The following is a 22,858-nucleotide window of genomic DNA, read 5'->3' as shown; positions in this document are numbered from 1 at the left end:
TTTTAGAAGGTTATGTTTGGAATATGATTGTCAAAAAACTTTCGTTATACAGCACTTTGTTGCCTATTTAAAATAGAAAACCGTTTGTAGGCTAAATCTCCTAATTCATTTTTAATTTGCCTGTTCAATTTTTCACTTTAGCATAGCCAAGTTTAACAGAAATGATTTTTTAGAAGAAAAAGCTAGGCTATGTAGTAAATGAAAGGGGGGATGTGAAAAAATGAGAGGTAAATGTTAAAAAATGATGCCTTGAATAGTCTTTTGCTATTTAACTTTACTAATGCCACAATTTTGTTCATTAAGTATTTTGATTTAGGCAAACCAACACACTTTCTATGAAATATGTAATCCTGCTATTTTTGTTTATCCTGCTTTCTTTTACTGGTTTTGCTCAACAATCTTATTCGCCAAGAGATACTAGTTATTCCATCTACTCATCGTATCTAAAAATTAAAAAAACACATCCAGATGTACACCCTATTTGGTCTGACTTACCAAAATGTGTACAAACTAAATCCAATTTAGTATATGCCAATATAGATGATACTCGTCCGCTCCATCTTGATGTATTTTACCTCAAAAAGAAAAAAAGGAAAAAACGCCCAGCCATTCTGATGATACATGGTGGTGGCTGGACAACAGGCTCGAAGGAAAATCTGATTCCGATGGCACAGCAATTGGCAGAAAAAGGCTACGTGACTGTAACCGTAGAGTACAGACTTAGCGCAGAAGCTCGATATCCTGCGGGTATATTTGACCTAAAAACGGCTGTTCGATGGATGCGAGCAAATGCGGATGAGTTTGGAATTGACACCACCAAAATTGCAGCTTATGGTGCTTCGGCGGGTGCTCACCTCGCTTCGTTTTTGGGTACGACCAATGGTTTAGCACAGTTTGAAGGGAACAAAGGTTACCGAGAATTTTCCAGTGACATTCAAGCCGTACTCAATATTGATGGGATTGTTTCTTTTATCCATCCCGATGCTGAACCCGAATGGACGGGGTATTCAGCGAATCAATGGCTCGACTCTTATGAGACAAATTTTGAGCGATGGAAAGAAGCCTCTCCTTTGGAGTATGCGGGAAGCGATACACCGCCTTTTCTTTTTGTCAATAGTTCCTTCCCTCGTTTTCATGCTGGACGTGATGACCTGATTGACGTTTTAGATAAAAATGGTATCTTCAATGAAGTACATACATTTGATGACACACCTCATGCGTTCTGGTTGTTGTATCCGTGGTTTGAACCGACCTTAGAATATTCGCTTGGTTTTTTGAAGAAGGTATTCAAATGATCTTCTGGCCACTAAATTGAAGTGCAAAATTTAAGACTAAACACCAAAAAATTTCGACTTTGAACGAAAGAATTAGGAAGCAAGATGTGGGATGTAAATAATTGATTATCAATCAATTAAAATCTTATTTCTTGCATCTTTGCTCCTTCGTCCAGAGTCTAAATAAAATGCAATTTCTATTTCAAAACAATACTATTAAGAATGCTATGAACAATGAATTTACTAGAAGAAATTTTCTGACTTCCATTAGTATGTTGGCTGCTGGCAGCCTGCTTGCTTTTCCTATTAAAACCTTCGGTCTGAACCGTAAACTTCGTATTTGCCTTGTAGGTACAGGTATCAGAGGTACCAGTTTTTGGGGCAAAAGATTGGTCGAAGAATATTCCGATCTCTTGGAATTTGTAGGACTGTGTGACATCAACACTGGGCGACTTGAATATGCACTTGACTACATGAAGGTAAACTGCCCCACGTTTTTGGATTTTGAGAAAATGATAAACAAGGTAAAACCTGACCTTGTCATTGTGACCACCAAAGATTCAACACACCACGAATTTATCATCAAAGGCTTGGAAATGGGCTGTGATGTGCTAACCGAAAAACCCCTCACTACGGATGAAATAAAATGCCAAGCCATCCTTGATGCAGAGCGTAAATCCGACAAAAAGCTAATTGTTGGTTTCAATTATCGCTGGGGCCCTTATATGACCAAAATCAAAGAACTACTGGCAGAAAATGCTATTGGAAAAGTCACCTCTGTGGACTTCAATTGGTATTTGAATACGTATCACGGAGCTTCTTATTTCCGCAGATGGCATGGGCTTCGACAGTCAGGTGGCTCACTGTGGGTACACAAAGCTACCCATCATTTTGACTTGCTCAATTGGTGGCTCGACTCTGATCCAGAAGAGGTGTTCGCTTATGGTGCATTGGAGCATTATGGCAGCAATGGGCCTTTTCGGGGTGAAAATTGCCGTACCTGCGATTTTAAAAAGGACTGCAAATTCTACTGGGATATAACCAAAGACGAACGTGCTATGAACCTATATGTTAACAATGAACAGTACGATGGTTATATCAGAGACAATTGTCTTTTCCGTCACGAAATCAATATTTACGATAAAATGTCGGCTCAAATAAAATATGTCAATGATGTGGTGGTGAATTATTCCCTCACCACTTATTCGCCATTTGAAGGTTGGCGTATTGCCTTCAATGGCACAGATGGACGCATTGAAGCGTGGCTTGACATACCTTACCATGAGCAAAGTGACTTGACTCAATCCGAACTTCACGCCAAAGAAATGGCACAATCTGAAGGTGACTTGGATTATAAGCCACTTATCTTGCACAAAAACTGGAATAAACATGAGGTAGTACAAGTCGGATATGAAAGAGCAGGTCACGGTGGCGGCGATAACCGCTTGCACGATAAGATTTTCAGAAACCCAAATAATCCTGATCCTTTGAAACATGCTGCAGGAATAAGGGATGGAGCTATGTCGGTGTTGATAGGGATTGCAGCAAGAAAGAGCATTGAGTCAGGGCATCCTGTACGCATTGCAGAATTGACGGATTTAGAGCCACGAGCAAAACGCATTTGAGAAGGGTAGGAGTGTTATTCATCATTTATTGATTCAAACCTTTAGCAATCTATGTATAAAATAAATGTTTTTAAAATATTCTTTCTTTTTTTGGTCGCTCAATTAACAATGTGTTCTCAGAAGAAAGTGGAGCAATTGAATCCAGAAGTAGATAAATTTACCATTGAAAATTGTGTGAATACCTTTAATATGGATAAAATTGATTCGACAAAAGTGGGCTACCAATATTGGTTTGCAGACAAGAAATTTTTGGGTGATGGTCGTACCTTAAAAATGAGCGTTGTTGCACCTGGCAAAGCTACGCACGCACCACATACACATGGGGAGGATGAATTCTTTTTTGTCTTGGAAGGAACTGCGGAATTTCATTTGGATGGTCAAACAACAAGAGGTGGAACTTACACCAGTTTTTACTGCCCTTCAAACGTGGCACATGGAATTCGCAATGTAGGAGATACTGAGTTAAAGTATCTTGTGGTTAAAAAATATCAATTAGAAAAATAAATAAATGAAAAAACTACTGTATATCACAATTTTCTTGTTTACTCTTCAATCAATGGCACAAGTCAATGCAGATGACTTTGATTTTGTCGTTGCAGCAGATGGAAGTGGTGACTTTCTGACAGTGCAGGAAGCCATCAATGCCGTACCAGCGTTAAGAAAAAATCGCACCAACATTTTTATCAAAAATGGCGTGTACAAGGAAAAACTGGTCTTACCATCTTCGGCTTCAAACGTGTCATTTATTGGAGAAGATTTAGAAAAAACCATTTTGACCTTTGATGATTTTGCTCAAAAGAAAAACAGGTTTGGAGAAGACATAGGAACTTCTGGATCTTCCTCATTTTTTATTTTTGGTGATGGTTTTTCTGCCAAAAATATCACCTTTGAAAATTCGGCAGGGCCTGTTGGACAAGCAGTTGCAGTAAGGGTGACGGGTGATAGAGCAAAGTTTGAAAATTGTCGTTTTCTAGGCTTTCAAGATACGCTTTACCTAAACGGCAAAGACAGTCGGCAGTATTATAAAAACTGCTACATTGAAGGGACAGTGGATTTTATCTTTGGAGCTTCAACAGGAGTATTCGACAGTTGTGCTATTTTCTGCAAAACCAAAGGGTATATAACTGCTGCTTCTACTTTGCAGGAAACGAAGGTTGGGTATGTTTTCCGAAACTGCAAGGTTTATGGAGATGCTCCTGAGCAGGGTGTTTTTCTCGGCAGACCGTGGCGACCTTATGCCCAAACCGTTTTCTTATTTTGTGAATTGAGTAATATCATTCAGCCAACAGGTTGGGATAATTGGGGGAATCCCAATAATGAAAAGACGGCTTATTATGCGGAATATGGAAATACGGGTATGGGGGCTGCAACGGATGAACGAGTGGATTGGTCGCACATTTTGACAGAAGAAGAGGCAAAGGAGTATGAAGTATTGCAGGATTTGTTGGGAGGTTGGAATCCTATGGAGGAGAAATAGAAGGTAAGATGGTGGTATATACTAATTCAAATTTTTGAATTCACTTGGTGTATATCCTACTCGTTTTTTAAACAATCTCGTAAAGTGTTGAGGATATTTAAAACCCAATTCATAAGCGATTTCATTGACTGATTTATCACTCTCAAACACCTTATTTTTAGCCACTTCAATGGTTTTATTTTGTATGTATTCTTTTGCCGATTTACCTGTTTCTTTTTTGATTAAATCGCCAAAATAGTTGGCCGATAAATGAAGTTCATCCGCAAAATAAGCCACAGACGGCAAACCCATTGTTTGAGGTTTATCTGATAAAAAATAGCCATTTAGCAACTCTTCAAACTTAGTTAAAAGTCCTTTGTTTGAATTTTCTCGTGAAATAAATTGGCGGTCGTAAAAACGCTCACAATAATTGAGAAACAACTCAATATTTGACACAATCAATTTTTTGCTGTGTTTGTCAATAGGCTGTTTCAATTCAAATTCTATTTTTGAAAAACAGTCCAAAACCAGTTGCCTTTCGTCGTCTGATATGTGCAAGGCTTCATTTGTTTTGTAACTAAAAAAACGATACGCTTCAATATTTTTTGATAAATCAGTCCCAAGTATCAAATCAGGATGAAAAACCAATCCAAAACCCATCGGTTGATAGTTTGCACCTGTATTTTCTATTTCTGATACTTGCCCCGGTGCAAAAAATACCAAAGTTCCTGCTTGATAGTCATAATAATGGCGACCATACCTCATATCGCCACATTTCACATCCTTCAAAAACACACAATACAAGTCATATTGAAACTTTATTGTCGAGGCATTGTCCCAATTTCTCTTGTTGGTTTTTGAAAAATCTATCACGCTTACCAAAGGATGAAGGGTCTTGTGATTGTTGTCAGCATTGTAATCATTGATGCTATTTATTGGATATAATCGCTCCATTTTTGTCTATGTTTAAAACAAAATTAGTCATTTTTGAGTCTCTAAAGATGAATCTCAACCTCAATCAGTAATATTGGTAGAAGAAGCAGTAATTTTTATACTATACTTGTAGAAGATTAAAAGACCTTTGTAATCTTGGCAAAGTAGTCTATATAAGTTTAGTAACAATGTTGTTCACCAAATTACTTAAATCCATAAGAAGAATGCCTTCAATTATCATGTAATATCAATATATAACGCATAGTAAATATTTTATAAAACAAAGAAATTCATTATTTAACTATAAAAATTTCCCAAAACAACATGGCAACTTTCAATTTAAATATTAACGGAAAAAAATCACAAGTAGATGTTGACCCGTCCACGCCCATGCTTTGGGTATTGAGAGACCACCTCAATTTAGTTGGTACAAAATATGGCTGTGGAATCGCACAATGTGGAGCTTGCACCATTCACCTCAACGGAGTGGCAATGCGATCCTGCATTTTACCCGTTGAAGCAGTAGAAGATAAATCAATCACTACCATTGAAGGACTTTCTGAAAATGGGGAACATCCTGTTCAACAAGCATGGCTCGAACACGATGTACCTCAATGTGGCTATTGTCAGGCTGGGCAAATCATGAGTGCTGCTGCTTTGTTAAAGGCTAATTCAGATCCGAGTGATGAGGATATTGATGCTGCAATGCACGGAAATATTTGCCGATGTGGAACTTACACACGTATCAAAGCGGCTATCAAAACAGCTGCAAAGTAACATGTCTGAGAGAATAGTTATACATGCGAGGACATAGACAGGAATGTCTATGCTACATTAAACATCAAAAATTAAAATCATGACTTTAATAAAAACATCCATCGGCAGACGTTCATTCTTGAAATCATCTGCTTTAGCAGGAGGAGGTATAATGCTCGGTTTTAGCTGGCTGACTTCTTGTCAAAACAGCAAAACGGAAGCAGAAATCATGGCCATGCCCAAAGAATGGTTCGACATCAATTCTTATCTGAAAATTGGAGACAATGGCGTAGTCACCATCTATACGCCCAATCCCGAATTTGGGCAAAATGTCCGAACATCCATGCCCATGTTGGTAGCAGAAGAATTGGATATGGATTGGAAAAACGTAATCGTTGAACAAGCTCCTTACCATCCAACCAATTTTGGCTTTCAGTTTACAGGAGGCAGTCGAGGAATCATGTCGAGATGGGAACCTTTGCGAATGGCGGGAGCATCTGCTCGACAGATGTTGCGAGAAGCAGCAGCGCAAATATGGCAAGTTCCCGTTGAAGAAATTACCACAGAAGCAGGTATATTGCACCACAAAACAAGTGGAAAATCGGCTGGATATGGAGAAATGGCTTCGGCAGCAGCTAATATGACTGTGCCAGAGGAAGTGAAATTGAAGGAAGTTAAAGACTTCAAAATCATTGGCAAATCTCGAAAGAATGTAGATGGAAAAAGCATTGTGACAGGTAAACCTATGTTTGGAATGGATTATCGCCAAGAAGGAATGTTGATTGCGATGATAGTGCATCCTCCTGCTTTCGGAATGACCTTGCAGTCAATAGACGATACAGAAGCCAAATCAATGTCAGGTATCAAAGACGTGGTGTCGATAAAGAGCTTCAAGGATGGATTTGAAAAAGGAGGTTTTGATACCAATGCTTTCCCTGAAATAGTGGCGATAATCGGTAATTCGACTTGGGAAGTAATGCAGGCTAAAAAGCAATTGAAAGTAGAATGGAAACCCATTACTGCTTATTCTGAGACGGTTAATGGGTTTGTAGGAAAAGAAACGAAAAACATCCCTGCTGGCTTGGAATCTACCTTTGGTCACAAAGCCAACATGAAAGAACTGGCAAGTAAAGAAGGAAAAACAGTTCGTAAAGATGGTGACCCTGAAGCCGCTTTCAAAAATGCTGCAAAAACTATAGAAAGAAGTTATTCTGCCCCATTTCTTGCACATAACTCTATGGAGCCATTGAACGCTTCTGCACATGTTGAAGGTGATAAGGTCAAGATTGCAGCACCCATCCAAATTCCTAATTTCATTGTGCCTACCATTGCTGCCAGTCTGGGAATTCCCGCAGAAAACATTGAAATGGAAATGCCCCGTATGGGAGGTGGTTTTGGTCGAAAAGGTTATGCTCACTATGTGGTGGAGGCTGCCTTAATTTCACAAAAAGTAAAAGCACCTGTAAAGTTGATTTATACGCGTGAGGACGATATGACGCACGGTATTTATCGCCCTACTTATTATGCCACTTACCGAGCTGCTTTGGATGAAAACAACAATTTGACGGCACTGCATGTAAAAGCAGGAGGAATTCCCGAAAGTCCTTTATTTGCCAATCGTTTCCCAGCAGGTGCAATAGACAATTATTTGGCGGAAGAATGGTCTATTGACTCCAATATTACCATTGGTGCATTTCGTGCACCACGCTCCAATTTTATGGCGGGTGCAGAACAATCCTTCTTAGACGAAGTGGCAGAAGCTGCAGGCAAAGACCCTATTCAATTTCGTTTGGATTTATTGAAGCGAGCCAAAGAAAACCCTGTAGGTAAAGAAAATGATTACGATGCAGAACGATATGCGGGTGTATTAGAATTGGTGCGAGAAAAATCAAATTGGATTGATAATCAAGAAAATATACACAGGGGAGTATCTGCTTATTTTTGTCACAATTCCTATGCTGCACACATTTTGGACATGACTATTGAAGACGGCAAACCTATTGTCCAAAAGGTAATTGCTGCGATTGATTGCGGAATTGTAGTCAATCCTGATGCTGCTAAAAACATGGCGGAGGGAGCGATAACAGATGGTGTTGGCAATGCTTTTTATGGGGAAATGACCTTCAAAGATGGCGTTCCAGAAAAGAACAACTTTCACCAGTATCGTATGATTAGAATGGGTGAAGCTCCAAAAGAAATAGAGGTACATTTTGTGAAAAATGAAATCAATCCAACTGGAATGGGTGAGCCTCCTTTTCCTCCAATTTTCGGTGCGGTGGCGAATGCAATGTACAAAGCCACTGGAGAGCGTCAATACCATCAGCCGTTTTTAGGGAATAAAAAGGTATTAGGGTAGGATTCTTAGTGTTTACGATGTGAGGTACATGAGCAAATGTCAATTCGTAGTTGTTGATTTTCACTTTTATGGTTCTTTGACAATTTTTGTGGGCAAGACCGAGGAATTTATATTCCTCATTCTCGTTGTTATTTTAAAATATTGAAAGTTAGTTGATTAAAAAGACGAGAGTAGCGAATTTACATTCACAGATATATAAAACCACATTTTTTGTCAAAGAACCACTTTTATTTATCATAGGTGTTGTGTAAGAATAGGTTAAATTTGAAGGATTGAAAGGAAGTCTTTTATAGGCTATCTTCAACATAATTAGACTAAACAACCAAGAATAAACTTAACAATGTAAAGGAAATCCATATCGCTAATCTTACAATAAGGTCATTAGGAGAAAAACCTGCACAAGCCTTGCTTGTTAAGGGTCACGAAATTATTGTTAGCCATGTGAATATTGAAGGTTCGGGTGATGCCTTACAGGCAACTGGCACAATCTATATTTCTGATTCGAAAATACAGGGATTTGGGGATAATGTACTTGGTTATGGAGCCGTTTTTTTTAAGAACTGCGATTTTGTATCAACTTATGGACCACACATGTGGGTTCGTAATTCTGATGAAAATCATGGCAATGTTTGTGTGAATTGTACTTTCCGCACTATTGGCGATGTTGAAACGACTATCGCACGCACCAACGATAATCGAGCAAATGGTTTTCCCTATTGTGAAGCGGTTTTGCTTAATTGCTCCATGGAAGGAGTAACATCAGAAGGTTGGAGTGTTAAGGGCAATGGAATTTCAGACATTCATTATTGGGAATATAACAGCACAAACATCAGCGATGGAAAGCCTATAGGTATGAGTGAGCGAAACCCGATTTCACGACAACTTACCATGGAAAGTGATTCAGAATTAATCAATAATTATATGAATCCAGCTTTTGTTCTGGATGGATGGCAGCCCGAAATGTCTCCCTTTATAGTTACACAACCCTCTTCTGTAAACAGTAAAAAAGGTCAGGAAGTGAAATTTGAAGTTCAGGTTGCTGCAATTCAAGAAATTAATTATCAATGGTTTAAAAACGAATAACCAATTGCAGGTGCAAATGAGGCAGCGTTAGTTTTGAAGAAAGTTAAACGAAAGGATGGGGCTGATTATTCAGTGCTAATTAAAAACAATCAAGGAGCTATCTATAGTGAGAAAGCAACTTTAACCATTGAATAGGAACGAATGGGAGTTAAATCATCACAAAGCATTATTTCACTTCAATTAATATTTAGGAAGCGATGTTAAAAATCTTCAAGGGTGAACTTACTTCTTTTTTATGGGGAAATCGCTAAAATAATCAATACTTTCAATCGGTACTCTCGTCAATTCCACGTCTTCTTTATTTGTAGCATAAGCCACATACAGATAATTACCCCATACCACACTTTTCGGGTAACTATAACCTGCTCTTTTGTATTTTCCTTCAAATCTTAAGGCCTGCAAATCCGAGCCTCCACTACGCAACAAATAAGCTTTATCGAAGCGAAACCCATCTCGACTCAAGGTAATGACAAGCGGATGGCGAGTCTTATTGCCCGAAGGATTGTTGACCATGAAAGCTGTTCCATCTGGCAAATTGCCTGCACTCTGTTTGGCTCTCGAATCGGGTGTATCAACAATTACTGGCTGAGTCCAAGTTTGTCCACGGTCATGGCTTACGGAAGCGAGTTTTTTGAAGGTGCTTTCTTGGTCTCGGAAAACCATCACAACGGCATTGTCTTTTCGATAAAACCAACTGGGTTCAATCTCACGGCTCATATTTTCATTCGTTGAAGGCATATTTTGCATTTCTCCAGCCGTCCAACCAGAAATGCCCAAAGGGTCGTCTGTGAAAAATGGAGTGGCAACCAAACCAGGCTGCATGTGGAAAGCGGTGATAAGCCGTCCCTCTCGAAAAGTACGAACATCTTGCTCAATAATGCCAAGCACTGGAACACCATTTTTATCCTTCAACGGTTTTGAAGAAGTCCAATGAATGCCATCCGATGAAGTGAGGTATTCGGTAAAGCCTTCTTTTGCACTTTCTTTTTTATTGGGCCAAATATTTATATAGGCCACCAAAGTATCACCATCACTCCACCATCCGCCACTTGTTTTGATGCCATTCTCCCAAATTTCGGTCAATGGCATTGGTCGCTTCCAATCTTTTCCGTTTGGGCTGCGACTATAAAAGACCTGCGTATCTGCTCCATCTTCATCCATTGAAGAGCTTTGCCACTGTGCGTACAGGTTTCCTTTGAAGGGAAAAAGGACTACTCCGTGATTGTATTTATTGCCTTCATTTTTAGGAGAAAAAATAGTGAACGTTTCCCGTTTTTCTGCAAAGGAAAGCCCCAAAGTTTCGGGTTTTTCCAAATCAAAAAGGGAATCGACTTCAAAAGGTTTTTCGGTTTTAGAAGTACACGATAATAGACATAAAACAAGAAAAAAACTGCGAAGAAAGTTCATATTATCTGAGATTAATCCACAATCCATCATTTTTTGCGCTTCGATAAATGGCATCAATCAATCGAACGGATTTCATTGCCTCTTCTCCTGAAATAAAAGGAGTTTCGTCCTTATCAATTGCAGCCATTACGTTTTCAAAATTGCGCTGATGGGTAAGGTAACTTATTGCATTTGGGTCGTTTCCACCCACACTTGGTTGATTGCCTTTCATCAGGTTATCGTGGACAAACTCATCCTGTTCGGTTTTTTGCATAAAATCCCAAACCCGAAAATTGTCATCACTCAAAAACACCGAACCATGACTGCCACACAATTGAACTTCTGCGGGGTTTCCTGTTGAAGACCAACAAGAAGTAGCAGCTTGAATCGTTCCTCTTGCGCCGTTTTCAAATTCTAAAATAGCGACCAAAGTGTCTTCTACTTCAATGTTTTGATGTGTAAGCAATGCCATTGAAGCAGAAACTCGCTTTACTGGCGAACCTACCAAATGTAAAAATAAATCAACCGTGTGACTGCCTTGATTCATCAAAGCGCCACCACCGTCAAAAGCCAATGTTCCTCGCCATTCGGCTGAATCATAATACGCTTGCGTTCTAAACCATTTGATTTGGGCATCACAAAGTGTCAATCTTCCAAATCGACCTTCCTCTACTGCTTGTTTCAATTGCTCTACGGCGGGATTGAATCTGCGATTGTAGATACCCGAAAGCACTACATTTTCTACTTTGGCTGCATCAATCATTTGTTGACACCTCTCAGGAGTGACCTCCAAAGGTTTTTCACATATAATGTGTTTTTTGGCTTTTGCAGCCGCTATTGCAGGTTCTAAATGTGCGCCTGAGGGAGTAGCAATGGTGACAATGTCAATAGAGGTGTCTGCTAAAAAATCCTCCATATTAGAATAGCTTTTGCAGTTGAATTTTTCTCCCAACTGATTTGCCTTATCTGGATTTCGGGCATAAATAGCTCCTAATGTAGCATTTGCGCCAATGGCTTGAATGGCTTGTGCATGAAATTCGGCAACCATTCCGCCGCCAATTATTCCGAAAGTGTGCATATATAATTTGTTTTTAAACCCTTAGAATTTTACCGCCCTTTTCGGCACAGTCTCACCAATAGTCGTATTTTTTTTGAAATCCATTTTTGGAGAAGAAACCAATTCTATCTTTTCGCAAGCCTTTCCATTAATTTTTACAACCTCCGATGATGTTGAATGGGCTTCAATGTCTTCTATGGTTACATTTTTACAATTGAAGATTTCGAATGCAGGATTGTTTTTAATCGTCATATTAATCCCACTAATCTTGACTCCATTTGCATCAATGATTGAAAATCCATTATCAGCTTCAATAAGCAAATTGCTAATCTCAACATTTTCAAGATTCATTTCAGGTAAACCTTGGAGGAAAACCGCCTGATGCGCTCCGTTGATAATGATATTTTTTATCGAAATATTCTTGAATTGTGGAGTTTCTTCGCTGACAGGTACTATCTCTTCCGTTTTTTTTGCTCCTCCTTGTGCTAGCATTTCAGAAACGGATAGACCTCCATAATACAAGTTGAAGGAAATGGCATTGGTTGGAATATCGGTCATACGGATATCGGATATAAAAATGTTTTCAACAACACCGCCTCTACCTCGTTTGCTTTTGAAGCGAAGTCCTACGTCAGTTCCCATAAAGGTACAGTTGGAAACGTGCATATTTTTTACACCGCCAGACATTTCGCTACCAACGGTCACTCCACCATGACCGTGGTAAACGATGTTGTTTCTGATAATCAGGTTTTCGGAGGGAACACCACGCAAGCGACCATCTTCATCTTTTCCCGATTTTACACAAATTGCATCATCACCCACATCAAAACTTGAATTTTCAACAATGACATTTTTGCAGGATTCTACATCAAGTCCATCACCATTTTGCGAATACCACGGATTGCGAACCGTCACATTTCGAACAATTAAATCTTCAATTACTAGCGGATGCAAACACCAAGCGGGAGAATTCTGAAAAACAGGTCCGTCAAGCATCACCTTCTTACTGTTTTGGATGCTGACCATTACTGGACGAAGGAAATCCCGAATAGTTTCAAATTCTTCTTTAGTTGTCAAATCTTTACGCACGTTTAGTTCTGCATTTTCTGCTGCATTCTTGAACTGTTCAGAAGGATACCAATTCTTTTGACTATCATCTACAAATCCACCTGAAGCCACCAGTTTTTTCCATTGACTTTCGGTGAGTTTACTTCTTTTTACGTGTCGCCAAGCATCGCCCGAACCATCCCAAACCCCATGTCCTGTAAAGGCTACATTTTCAAGATTTTCCCCAAATATTGGAGATAAACAACGCCAAGTATTCAATCCTTCAAAACTTGTTTGAATAAGCGGATACAAATCTTTATTGGTAGAAAATTTAATCAATGCACCTGTTTCCGCATGTAGTTCCAGATTACTTTTTAGAATAATAGGCCCTGTAAGCCAAATTCCTGGAGGAAAGACCACTTTACCTCCTCCTTTTTTGGATACTGCTTCAATGGCATCTTCAAATGCTTGGGTATTCAAATGTTGACCGCCACTAACCGCACCGAAATCTTTTATGTTTACCATGTTGTCGGGAATGGATGGTTCTTGAACAAGCTTCATTTCAAATTCAATACCTTCATAAGTATCTGCTAATTGGGTTGTTTCTGATTTAGCGAATAAAGTTGTTTGTGAATCGTTTATCAGAAAAAGAATAAAAACTGCAAATAATACAGTTATTGGTTTGATAGGCATAAATATTTGATTTTAATTGGATTAAGAGGTAAGATTAAATTTATAAATTGAAATGTTATCTTTTTCAACTATTGCCGCCAGTTAGAGCGACTTGATTTTCTTTTCACAAACCTCGGAATAACCTTTCAATTGATTGCTGTTAAAAATTGAATATACTAAAAAAATAGTAATTCGGTTATTTCCACTTGAAGGCAAAATAAGAACATGGTTCATCGCTTGCATTGCGAACTCCATGTAGCAATTGGGAATTCATGAAATAAAAATCCCCTGTTATTCCCTTGTATTCTTTACCGTCAATGGTCATTTCCGTTTCACCCGAAAGAACCAGAATAATTTCGGTTTCTTCATGGACATGTGGATTGTGACTTGGCCCTTTTTGGTTTAGCTGAGTGATGTGCATTTCGAATCGCTCACACATTGCAGTTGGTCGGTCAAAATAGGCTATCCCGCCGCCTCGAACACTATGCCCAAAAGGCAGCGCACTTTTCTTCAACATGATTGACCCGCCCGCATCTTGTCCTCTTTCCAAATCCATTTTCTTCTTGGATTTGTACTTCATCACATAATAGGTAAGATTGCTATCTCCTACATTTTCAATGATATGTGTATCGTTTGGCATTAATAAAACAACCCCTCCTGTTTCTAAAACTTCGCTTTTGTCTTCAATGGTAATCTTCATTTTGCCTTCTTTGACGATGATACATTCTTCAAACTCATCATTGGTGCGTGCCTCATTTGGTTTTGCTCCTGGAAATTGAGTCGTTGCGTGAATTTTTAGGTATTCAAAATGGGGTGACGTACCTTCTAATATCTTTCTGGTCTCTCTTGATTCTCCTTCAGTTACGATATGTTCAGCCCATTTATATACGCCTGATTTGACAGGTTTTAATTGTATTGCAGGCGTTTTTGAAGAAAAACAAGAAAGAAAGAAAAAGCAAAAAGAAAGGATTAAAACGGTTTTCATAGGTCTCATTCTATTTAGGGATAATTTGTGAATAGTAATTTCTTTTAAAACCTTTTCAATAGCAGCATCCTATTTTTCAACAGTGATAATCACACGTTTATATCGAGTTAACCTCGGTGTGCCATGATCGGTAACTGCAAGGATGATGTGCATGGTTCCCGTTCCTGGAGGCATTACACGGCTGGTTTTGACCTGTAACCATGCTTGGGCTTGGTCAAATCCTATGATGTCGTGTTTGTTGCCTGTACGGGAATTTGACATGCCTCTCGTACCAGCTTCTTCATAGCAAAACCATTCGTACGAAAGCGCATCTCCATCTGGATCTGAAGAGTTTGTTGCACTGAGGTTTACTCGCTCACCTGGCTTGGCCACAATATGAGCAGGGTGGTCTAGCATCACTATTGGTGGATGATTGGCTTTTTCGTAGGGTTCGATAGTCCAAGTCATGCGTGCAGCAAAGTCGTTTTGGTAGGCTTCACGCCAACGCCAAATGGTCGCGTGATTGGACGTATGCCATTCGCCATCATTACCCAAAACTTCATCTTGTACATTGGTCCAGATTGGGCGTGTTTCGGGCTGTAAAAACCATTTTTCTGTGCGTGGAGTATAGAGTTCATAACGCCCTCCCCAGCCGCCCCAATCTGGGCGCTCAGGAACACTTAGACCATTGTTGATAAGATTGAGGAAGGAAGGAGTATCGCCCTCCATCATAAATTCCCAGTGCGGATATTCTTTGCCCAAAGGACCTTTGCGAATATTTCGCCCAAGCCATTCATTGCTCACAAGCTCAAAGTTTGCACCATCAAAACGTCCATGAAACTTATCGCCGCCAATCGCAATCCATGTCGCATGGTGAAAACCACCTCCTGCATTGATACCAGGAGTCACTATGTAAAAAAGATTAGGAAATTGTTCACGTATCCATGGGCCACTTTTGTCTTGATCAGAAATGGCATAGACTCTAAGTTTGTCGACAAATTTAGCGAGTTCTTCGGGAGAACGAGTTTCATGTATTTTCCAAAGAGTCTGTGCAAGTAAATTTGGACCGCCCCACACCGTCACCCATAATGGTCGTGGGTCATCGAGATCGACAGCACGAATCAAGGCTTCGACTCCTGGTGAATCCTTGCCTTTTCCAACAGCATCCATATCCTTGATGGGAAGCCCCTCTGTGATACATTTTCGTAGATAATCCGCTGTAGGAAAACCAGGCTCATGGAGTTCAAGATTGTTACGTATTTTTCCATAAGCATCAACAATCCGATGGATACGATTTGGATTGACTTGTCTATTTACCTCCGTAGCAGCTAGTCCTTCAATGTCGATTTGGTTGGAATAGGTCATCAATCGCACCATAGACATGACATCATCAGGATCTCCTCCAATGTCAGTGAGGACAAAAAGTCGAGGTTTTTCGTACTTTGCTTGTGAACTTTCATCGCTTGCAAGGCCTTCATCCGTTCTTTTTACCTCCTGAATAGTGCCATCATCATTGAAGTGAAGGTATTCCGCACACGTATGTCTTTGTGTCTTTTCACAAGAAGAATTTATGTCAAGCCATCTGTGGTAAAACAAAACCCATTCTCCCTTAAATTCAACTATTGAATGGTGGTTGTTGCCGCCTTCTTCGTCCATGATTAAGCCTTGGTATTTCCAAGGCCCTTTTGGAGAATCACTCATATAATAGGAAAGCTTGCGGTTGTTTTCTGGCATGGTATAATAGTAAATACCATTTCTTTTGAATACCCATGGGCCTTCCATTTTTGGCTCATAACCACCCATGTCCATTTTATAGAAATCGCCTTTCACACTAAGCATATCATCTGCCATCTCAGCCACCATAAAATCACTGTCTTTGCCATGAAAATAGAGATAGGCTTTATCATCTTCATCTACAAAAAGGCAAGGGTCGTTGGCATAAGGCTCTGTCCATAGTGGTTTGCCAATAGCATCTTTGAAAGGACCTGTCGGAGAATCACTCACTGCAATTCCAATTCCCATCCATTTGGTACTTTTTTCTGGATTTACACGGTCTTTATGCCCCGTTCCCGCAGGAAAACAAAAATAATATTTGCCATTTTTGTAGGCACAGTCTGGTGCCCAGGCATAGTTGTCCGCCCAAGTAAGGTCTTCAACGGATAAACAAGCTCCATGGTCTGTCCAATTGACAAGGTCGCTTGATGAAAATACATGCCAATCTTTCATCCAAAAATCAAGTTGACATTCTTCGTCGTGTGATGTATAAAGGTACATTTTTCCATCAGCCCATACATGACCTGAAGGGTCAGCAGTTCTTATATTACTGCCAAAATTGAGTGGATTCTGAGAAAAGCATATTGAAGTGCTTAATAAAAAGCAAAACAAGATGAATTGACGGATAAAGTGTTTCATTCTAATTGTTTATTAAAGGGATTCAAGGATTTTAATTTCAAAATTAGTTGGAAATACTGTTTAGATATTTTTCTAACATCGTATATCCATCTTCTGTAATAGTATTTCTATCCTCCGCATTGTTTGGATTAAGACCATTCGTTTTTTCCCAAACATCAGGCATACCATCATGGTCGGTGTCAGACGGAGCTGCTGTGCTTTTCAGTTCTGGCCAACCACCTACATCTGATTGAGAATCAATTATTCCACATTTTTTTGATTTATCAGATACAGCATGATTTTGTTTGTATGTTGCGCCTTCATACGTGGCAGTACCTGTACGGGTCTCTTCAATGATGCGGGTATCAACTGCATCACGTTTGGGTAGGGTAGCTCCTACATTATTGAGAACATCCTGATAGGCTTCCTCGGCAGTTTGTTGCTTGATAGGCATAGCTCGCCACGGCTCCTCTAATTTTAATCCTGCAATATCTTCGCTTCCGCCTTGTGGGTGTACACCGCCACTCCAGTTATCTGCTGTAACAGAAGTATCTCCCTCCATAACATTTTCGGCAATATACCATTTACCATAATCAGCAGCACCGTCACGTGTTGAAGGGCTGGCAATGCGGTGGGATACTTCTCCTGGTTGAGTTGCTGGACCTGGTTTATAATAATTTGCCACTACATTAAAATTGGAGAATACAAACTCAGAACTATTTACTTGTACTTTTTCCCCCCCATAGCAACTGTGATATCCCCAATTGTACAGCACATTGTTTCTGTAGTCGGTATTTCCACTACCTGAAGCGAAACGAGGATTGCGGCTAGAGTGGTGGGCCAACAAATTGTGGTGGTAGGTGCCGTAGTTGGATCCCCAAATACCTCCAAATCCATGAGAACCTTTATCGTGTTTGGAATGGGACATACTTTCTGCCACCAAACACCATTGTACTGTTATGCTGTCACAATGGTAAATAGACATGGTCTCATCTACACTCCAACTTGCCGACACATGGTCTAAGATAATGTGTTTGTTGTATCTGCTGGAGATAGCATCAGATGCATCACCCGATTCATCTCCAAATCTTACTCGTATATGTCGAATAATTACTTGACTGGCACCAATTATTAAAGGGTATCTTTTAATACAAATACCGTCTCCTGGAGCTGTTTGTCCAGCTATGGTAATGTAGGGATTGGAGATTTTCAGGTTGCTCTTCAAATCTATTGTGCCCGAAATTCTGAACACAACCGTCCTTGGACCCGAGGCTTCAACTGCAGCACGAAGACTGCCTTCACCTGAGTCATTGAGGTTGGTCACTTCCCATACAGCACCTCCTCGCCCTCCAACAGTATATTTCCCATATCCTTCTGCACTTGGAAATGCCAATTGATTTTGAGTGAATCCGTCTATAAAACAGAAAATGAAAAACATTAAAAATATAATTTTATAAGAATGTTTACGCATGATTTTTATTTTGTATGATTATTTAATTTCGAGAACTAATCGTTGATATCTTGTTAATTGTGGTGTGCCGTTATCTTTTACTTCACAAATGATATGGATGGTTTGTCCTTTAGTAGCATCACTGGGGACTTTGAAGCAGGCCTTTTGTTTCTGTTCATCTTGTATATCAATATTGCCTGCATAAGATCCAGCTTCTTTGTATTGCCACCAGCGATATTGCAGTTTATCCCCATCAGGATCGCTGGTTTTTTTTGCATTTAGTTTCACTTTCTCCTGACGCTTGACTTTCATATCTATCTGATTTTGAAGTATTACTACTGGCGGGTGATTGGCTTTTTCAAAAGATTTCACACACCAGTCAGCTCTTGCAGCAAAATCATTTTGAAGGGCTTCTGTCCAACGCCACATAGGTTTCAGGTAGGCGGTAAGTTCTTTGTCATTCGGGATGGCTTCTTTTAGGCGTTCTCGTCCCCATGCCGAATTTCCATACCATCTACCTTCGGGATATTGATAGGTTGAATCCAGAACGGGATCAAGCCAAGTATTTTCTCGGACTTTGACATAACGACCTCCCCAACCACCCCAGTCGGGAGATTCCATACTACGCAGCCCTGTGTTGACGGTATGTAAGAAGGCGGGAGAATCTCCTTCAGATCTAAAATCTCCCTCTTCAAATCCTTTGTCTCCGCTTTCATGAGATTTATACAAGGAGCATAAAGCACCGTGATTCTCTAATATGTGTTGCTTCATCCATGACCCTACTAAGAATTTTTGTTCTGCGGCAGGGAGGTATTTTTTCCAGTGGTAAAAAATGGCTATGAACTGATCGGAGATAATGGTCAGAATGTTGTACTTTCCCCAATGTGGTCGGATATAGCTCTGATAGGTAGAATCTTGCTCCCAAATGAAGTAGAAGCGAATCTTTTTTGCTACATACTCCATTTTTTCGGGGTGATTTTCTTCAATGGTTTTTAATGCTCTGGCTATGGTATTGGTTCCACCCCATGCTTGAAGCCAGATAGGTCGGTCGTCTGATTCGTCCAAGAGGACTTTGACTATGTGCTGTGAACCAGGAGTGATGGAATCCATCTCTCCTTCCGTTTCGACATTTCCGAGGAAGGTACGCTCTCTAAGGTACTCCGCTGTCGGATATGCCTTGTCATGTTGAAGCAGATTGGGATATACTTTTTCGTAGGCATCCAGATACGACTCTGCCCAGTCATCCCCCGCCCACCTGTGTCCATGCCAGTGGTATTGCGAACTTGATGTAACAATTCCTTCGATATCCCATTCATTGGCATACAGCAGAAATCTAACCAAGGAGCACTCATCGTCTATTTCTCCATCGCTTGTGACGATAATGCGTGGTTTGTCTGATACTTGTGTATTCTGAGCCAATGTATGATGAATACTACCGATGATGCAGATGAATATCAGTATTTGTTTCAACAAAATATTTCGTTCTTTTATCATGAATTTCTGTTTTATGTATAGTTCAAATTTAAAGGCTAATTTTGTTGAGTTTTATTTTGTGGCTATTCAATTTCTACAACGACTCGCTGATACCTCGTCAATTGTGGTGTGCCGTTATCCTTCACCTCGCAGACAATATGGATTGTTGTCCCTCTAGGCGCATTTTGGGGAATTGTGAAGGAGGCATCTTGTTTTGTGTCATTTTGAATTTTTATAGTACCATCATAAGAACTAGCTTCTTTGTATATCCACCAATGATACTCTAAATCATCTTCGTCGGGATCACTTGTTCCTTTTGCACTCAAGGCAATTTGTGTTCCTTTTTTTGCTTTCAAATCTGCTGCATGTGCGAGTACAACCATAGGAGGGTGGTTTGCGTCTTCATAAGAATTCACGCACCAATCGGCTCGGGCTGCAAAATCGTTTTGCAGTGCATCTGACCACCGCCACATTGGTTTGAAGTATTCTCGGCGTTGTTCCTCAGTTGTGGTTGATTCTTTTCGTAAACTGCTTCTTCCCCAGCCGTTGCTGCTATACCATCGCCCTTTCGGATATTCATAGTCTTCAACTGGGACAGGGTCGAGCCAGGTATTCTCTCTTACTTTCACATAACGACCACCCCAGCCGCCCCAGTTGGGGGATTCCATATTTCGCAATCCCGTGTGAATGGTATGCAAAAATGCAGGGGAATCACCTTCTGATCTAAAATCTCCTTCTTCAAAACCATCTTTATCTCCTTGTGTGTGAGCTTTGTAGATTCCACATAGAGGGCCATGATTTTCCAAAATGTTTTCTTTCATCCATGCTCCTTCGAAATAGGACTGCATTTCCTTGGGTTGAACCTGCTTCCAGCGATAGGCAATTGCCTCAAACTGATCTGAAATGATGGTGAGAATGTTGTATTTTCCCCAATTTGGACGGATATAGGTTTGATAGGTAGAATCTTGTTCCCAGATAAAGAAGAAGCGTATTTTGTTTGCAACCTCGACCATTCTTTCTGGATGCTCTTCTTCAATGGTTTTCAATGCTCTGGCAATGGTGTTCGTACCACCCCAAGCTTGAAGCCAAATAGGGTGATTGTCCGATTTGTCTAGTAGAACTTTCACGATGTGTTGTGAGCCAGAGGTGATAGAATCCATTTCACCTTCCGTTTCTACGTTTCCGAGAAAAGTGCGTGCTTGTAGGTACTCTGGTGTGGGGTATTCACTATCATGTTTTACGAGATTGGGATAGACTTGTGCGTAGGCATCGAGACTCGGTTCAATCCAGTCATCACCCGCCCAGTTGTGTCCATGCCAGTGGTACTGTGAACTAGATGTAACAATTCCTTCAATGTCCCATTCATTGGCGTAGAGCAGAAATCTGACCATAGAACATTCATCGTCAATCTCTCCATCACTTGTGACGATAACGCGTGGTTTGTCTAAGTTGGAGTTTTGAGCAGTTGGCCATTCGCTTTTCAGAAGATAATGGAAGGTACTATTGACGGAATTGGGTTTGGCTTTTAGAACATTGAGTTTGTCGTTTTGCAGTAAACGAATCATTTCTGCACCTGCATAAAGTACAGGACCATAACCATGTGTGGCATGAATACTTTTGCCTCGATTGTAGTAATAGGTATTGTCATGTGCAAATGTAGTGCCTTCACAAGTGCCATCAACAGCACCATTTTCAAGTACACGAGTTTTGGTGGCATTCCAGCCTGTAAGAGCTACTGGGCCATATACATGATTGATCCATCCTTCATTGATACCTTTGGCAATGGCAAAAGTAAACATGGCAGTACAGGATGTTTCCGTATAGGTATCGGTTTTGTCCAGCATATTGTGCCAAAATCCAGTACCGTCTTGCAGCCCTGCCAAACTACGAACCATCGAACGGTATAAGTGCAAAAGTTTGTCCCGACCTTGATGATTTTCTGGTAACACGCTGAGTAATTCCGCCATTGCCATCAATGTCCAGCCATTGGCTCGCCCCCAATAAAATCGTGGGTCATAATCGCCTGATGTTACATTCCAACCGTGGTCAAATAGTTCTTTTTCGGGAATGTAGAGTCGGTCAGCCATTTGCAGAATTTGCTTGACGGCATCATCAAAATATTTGTTGTCTCCAGTGAGTACTCCCATGTTGGCAAGAAACGGAACGCTCATGTATAAATCGTCTGCCCATATTGACTGGTATTGTGGGCGATTACGAGCCAAAGTGCCGTCTTCTAATCGGAATTGTTTGTTGGAAATGTAATCTGAGGTGATATTGATTAGTTCGAGATAGTCTTCATTTTTGTCTTTTAAATAGGTTTTTATCATTGCAGCACCGATAGAGCCGCAGTCATCGAGTGCATGAAAATGGGGTGTTCTTCCCCAACCGCTATTTGCCTCTTTGCCAAATTCCTCAACATTTTTGAGGAAAAACGGTAAGGTTTCAATCACAAGGTCATAAAACTTGGTATTGTTAGCAAAAAACTTGTTGTTGCCCGTCACATCGTCAATGTATTCAAAGGCGGATAGCACAACGCCGTGAGTATAGGTCCATTCGCTCGATAAGCCCTCTGAAACCTGTGCATTTTTATTTGATTTCGAAAAGTCGGTAATTTCTTTACCTGTTTTGGCATCAATGATTTTTTGTGGGCTGCTAGATTCATAATAGACCCTTACACGGTTTAAAACTTCATTGATTCCATCGATAGTTGGATATTCATACGGAACAGCGTATGTAGGAATCCTGTTTGACTCATCTTCCTGAGCAGTTAGTTTGGTGCTAAAAAACAAAATAATAAGAAAAAACAAAACGGTTTTGTATTGAAGGCGTTGGAAAAACGTCGGAACACTAGCTTGGAAATCGGAATAATGAAGAAGGTTTGTCATGTTATGTTTTTCTTTTTATACAGATGATTTTTATTTTAAAGTTTGGCGGT

At 40.1% G+C, this 22,858-nt stretch carries 16 protein-coding genes; 7 read left to right on the top strand and 9 right to left on the bottom strand.

Annotated features, from left to right (window positions below; all coding sequences use genetic code 11):
- Window positions 1-335 precede the first annotated feature (335 nt).
- The 4 genes from R3E32_04635 (at window position 336) to R3E32_04620 (ending at window position 4,376) form a co-directional block, all read left to right on the top strand.
- Window positions 336-1,295, top strand: coding sequence for an alpha/beta hydrolase (locus tag R3E32_04635; protein MEZ4884007.1), 960 nt, complete (start codon window positions 336-338; stop codon window positions 1,293-1,295).
- A 206-nt stretch (window positions 1,296-1,501) separates the two neighbouring features.
- On the top strand, window positions 1,502-2,899 hold the full coding sequence (locus R3E32_04630; GenBank protein ID MEZ4884006.1) for a Gfo/Idh/MocA family oxidoreductase: 1,398 nt from the start codon (window positions 1,502-1,504) through the stop codon (window positions 2,897-2,899).
- A gap of 108 nt (window positions 2,900-3,007) precedes the next feature.
- Window positions 3,008-3,403: a cupin domain-containing protein gene (locus R3E32_04625; protein MEZ4884005.1), complete on the top strand. Its 396-nt coding sequence runs from the start codon at window positions 3,008-3,010 to the stop codon at window positions 3,401-3,403.
- Window positions 3,404-3,407: 4 nt separating this feature from the next.
- Window positions 3,408-4,376 carry a pectinesterase family protein gene (locus R3E32_04620; protein ID MEZ4884004.1) on the top strand — a complete coding sequence of 323 codons (969 nt, stop codon included), beginning with the start codon at window positions 3,408-3,410 and terminating at the stop codon, window positions 4,374-4,376.
- Between the two features lie 21 nt (window positions 4,377-4,397).
- On the opposite strand, the gene R3E32_04615 is transcribed toward R3E32_04620, so the two are convergent.
- A complete protein-coding gene (locus R3E32_04615; protein MEZ4884003.1) occupies window positions 4,398-5,309 on the bottom strand; it encodes a helix-turn-helix transcriptional regulator in 912 nt (303 codons plus the stop codon).
- A 303-nt stretch (window positions 5,310-5,612) separates the two neighbouring features.
- Between R3E32_04615 and R3E32_04610 the strand changes: the two genes are divergently transcribed.
- From R3E32_04610 to R3E32_04600, 3 genes are all read left to right on the top strand, one after another.
- A complete protein-coding gene (locus R3E32_04610) occupies window positions 5,613-6,065 on the top strand; it encodes a (2Fe-2S)-binding protein (protein MEZ4884002.1) in 453 nt (150 codons plus the stop codon).
- Window positions 6,066-6,144: 79 nt separating this feature from the next.
- Window positions 6,145-8,400: a molybdopterin cofactor-binding domain-containing protein gene (locus R3E32_04605; protein MEZ4884001.1), complete on the top strand. Its 2,256-nt coding sequence runs from the start codon at window positions 6,145-6,147 to the stop codon at window positions 8,398-8,400.
- A 405-nt stretch (window positions 8,401-8,805) separates the two neighbouring features.
- Window positions 8,806-9,483: a hypothetical protein gene (locus tag R3E32_04600; GenBank protein ID MEZ4884000.1), complete on the top strand. Its 678-nt coding sequence runs from the start codon at window positions 8,806-8,808 to the stop codon at window positions 9,481-9,483.
- Window positions 9,484-9,705: 222 nt separating this feature from the next.
- On the opposite strand, the gene R3E32_04595 is transcribed toward R3E32_04600, so the two are convergent.
- From R3E32_04595 to R3E32_04560, 8 genes are all read right to left on the bottom strand, one after another.
- Window positions 9,706-10,890 (bottom strand): sialidase family protein, encoded by a 1,185-nt coding sequence (locus R3E32_04595; GenBank protein ID MEZ4883999.1) that lies wholly within the window; start codon window positions 10,888-10,890, stop codon window positions 9,706-9,708.
- Window position 10,891: 1 nt separating this feature from the next.
- Window positions 10,892-11,947, bottom strand: coding sequence for a Gfo/Idh/MocA family oxidoreductase (locus tag R3E32_04590; GenBank protein ID MEZ4883998.1), 1,056 nt, complete (start codon window positions 11,945-11,947; stop codon window positions 10,892-10,894).
- A gap of 21 nt (window positions 11,948-11,968) precedes the next feature.
- Window positions 11,969-13,666: a glycoside hydrolase family 28 protein gene (locus tag R3E32_04585; protein MEZ4883997.1), complete on the bottom strand. Its 1,698-nt coding sequence runs from the start codon at window positions 13,664-13,666 to the stop codon at window positions 11,969-11,971.
- A 175-nt stretch (window positions 13,667-13,841) separates the two neighbouring features.
- On the bottom strand, window positions 13,842-14,630 hold the full coding sequence (locus R3E32_04580; GenBank protein MEZ4883996.1) for a cupin domain-containing protein: 789 nt from the start codon (window positions 14,628-14,630) through the stop codon (window positions 13,842-13,844).
- A 69-nt stretch (window positions 14,631-14,699) separates the two neighbouring features.
- Entirely contained in the window at window positions 14,700-17,021 is a 2,322-nt protein-coding gene (locus R3E32_04575; GenBank protein ID MEZ4883995.1) for a DUF1593 domain-containing protein, read from the bottom strand.
- Between the two features lie 43 nt (window positions 17,022-17,064).
- Window positions 17,065-18,438: a pectate lyase gene (locus R3E32_04570; GenBank protein MEZ4883994.1), complete on the bottom strand. Its 1,374-nt coding sequence runs from the start codon at window positions 18,436-18,438 to the stop codon at window positions 17,065-17,067.
- A 51-nt stretch (window positions 18,439-18,489) separates the two neighbouring features.
- Window positions 18,490-19,944 carry a DUF1593 domain-containing protein gene (locus tag R3E32_04565; GenBank protein MEZ4883993.1) on the bottom strand — a complete coding sequence of 485 codons (1,455 nt, stop codon included), beginning with the start codon at window positions 19,942-19,944 and terminating at the stop codon, window positions 18,490-18,492.
- Between the two features lie 62 nt (window positions 19,945-20,006).
- Entirely contained in the window at window positions 20,007-22,808 is a 2,802-nt protein-coding gene (locus R3E32_04560; protein ID MEZ4883992.1) for a DUF1593 domain-containing protein, read from the bottom strand.
- Window positions 22,809-22,858: the final 50 nt, after the last annotated feature.

This window comes from Chitinophagales bacterium, from assembly GCA_041392475.1.
Lineage (GTDB): Bacteria > Bacteroidota > Bacteroidia > Chitinophagales > UBA2359 > JAUHXA01.
The sequence above is the reverse complement of the archived record's forward strand: the minus strand, read 5'-3'. Positions and strand labels throughout refer to the sequence as shown.

Bases quoted from the DNA above. Each gene is read 5' to 3' on its own strand.
- R3E32_04595 (MEZ4883999.1), bottom strand. From the start codon at position 10,890: ATGAACTTTCTTCGCAGTTTTTTTCTTGTTTTATGTCTATTATCGTGT.
- R3E32_04620 (MEZ4884004.1), top strand. From the start codon at position 3,408: ATGAAAAAACTACTGTATATCACAATTTTCTTGTTTACTCTTCAATCA.
- R3E32_04585 (MEZ4883997.1), bottom strand. From the start codon at position 13,666: ATGCCTATCAAACCAATAACTGTATTATTTGCAGTTTTTATTCTTTTT.
- R3E32_04630 (MEZ4884006.1), top strand. From the start codon at position 1,502: ATGAACAATGAATTTACTAGAAGAAATTTTCTGACTTCCATTAGTATG.
- R3E32_04575 (MEZ4883995.1), bottom strand. From the start codon at position 17,021: ATGAAACACTTTATCCGTCAATTCATCTTGTTTTGCTTTTTATTAAGC.
- R3E32_04635 (MEZ4884007.1), top strand. From the start codon at position 336: ATGAAATATGTAATCCTGCTATTTTTGTTTATCCTGCTTTCTTTTACT.
- R3E32_04625 (MEZ4884005.1), top strand. From the start codon at position 3,008: ATGTGTTCTCAGAAGAAAGTGGAGCAATTGAATCCAGAAGTAGATAAA.
- R3E32_04590 (MEZ4883998.1), bottom strand. From the start codon at position 11,947: ATGCACACTTTCGGAATAATTGGCGGCGGAATGGTTGCCGAATTTCAT.
- R3E32_04615 (MEZ4884003.1), bottom strand. From the start codon at position 5,309: ATGGAGCGATTATATCCAATAAATAGCATCAATGATTACAATGCTGAC.
- R3E32_04610 (MEZ4884002.1), top strand. From the start codon at position 5,613: ATGGCAACTTTCAATTTAAATATTAACGGAAAAAAATCACAAGTAGAT.
- R3E32_04605 (MEZ4884001.1), top strand. From the start codon at position 6,145: ATGACTTTAATAAAAACATCCATCGGCAGACGTTCATTCTTGAAATCA.
- R3E32_04560 (MEZ4883992.1), bottom strand. From the start codon at position 22,808: ATGACAAACCTTCTTCATTATTCCGATTTCCAAGCTAGTGTTCCGACG.
- R3E32_04565 (MEZ4883993.1), bottom strand. From the start codon at position 19,944: ATGATAAAAGAACGAAATATTTTGTTGAAACAAATACTGATATTCATC.
- R3E32_04570 (MEZ4883994.1), bottom strand. From the start codon at position 18,438: ATGTTTTTCATTTTCTGTTTTATAGACGGATTCACTCAAAATCAATTG.
- R3E32_04580 (MEZ4883996.1), bottom strand. From the start codon at position 14,630: ATGAAAACCGTTTTAATCCTTTCTTTTTGCTTTTTCTTTCTTTCTTGT.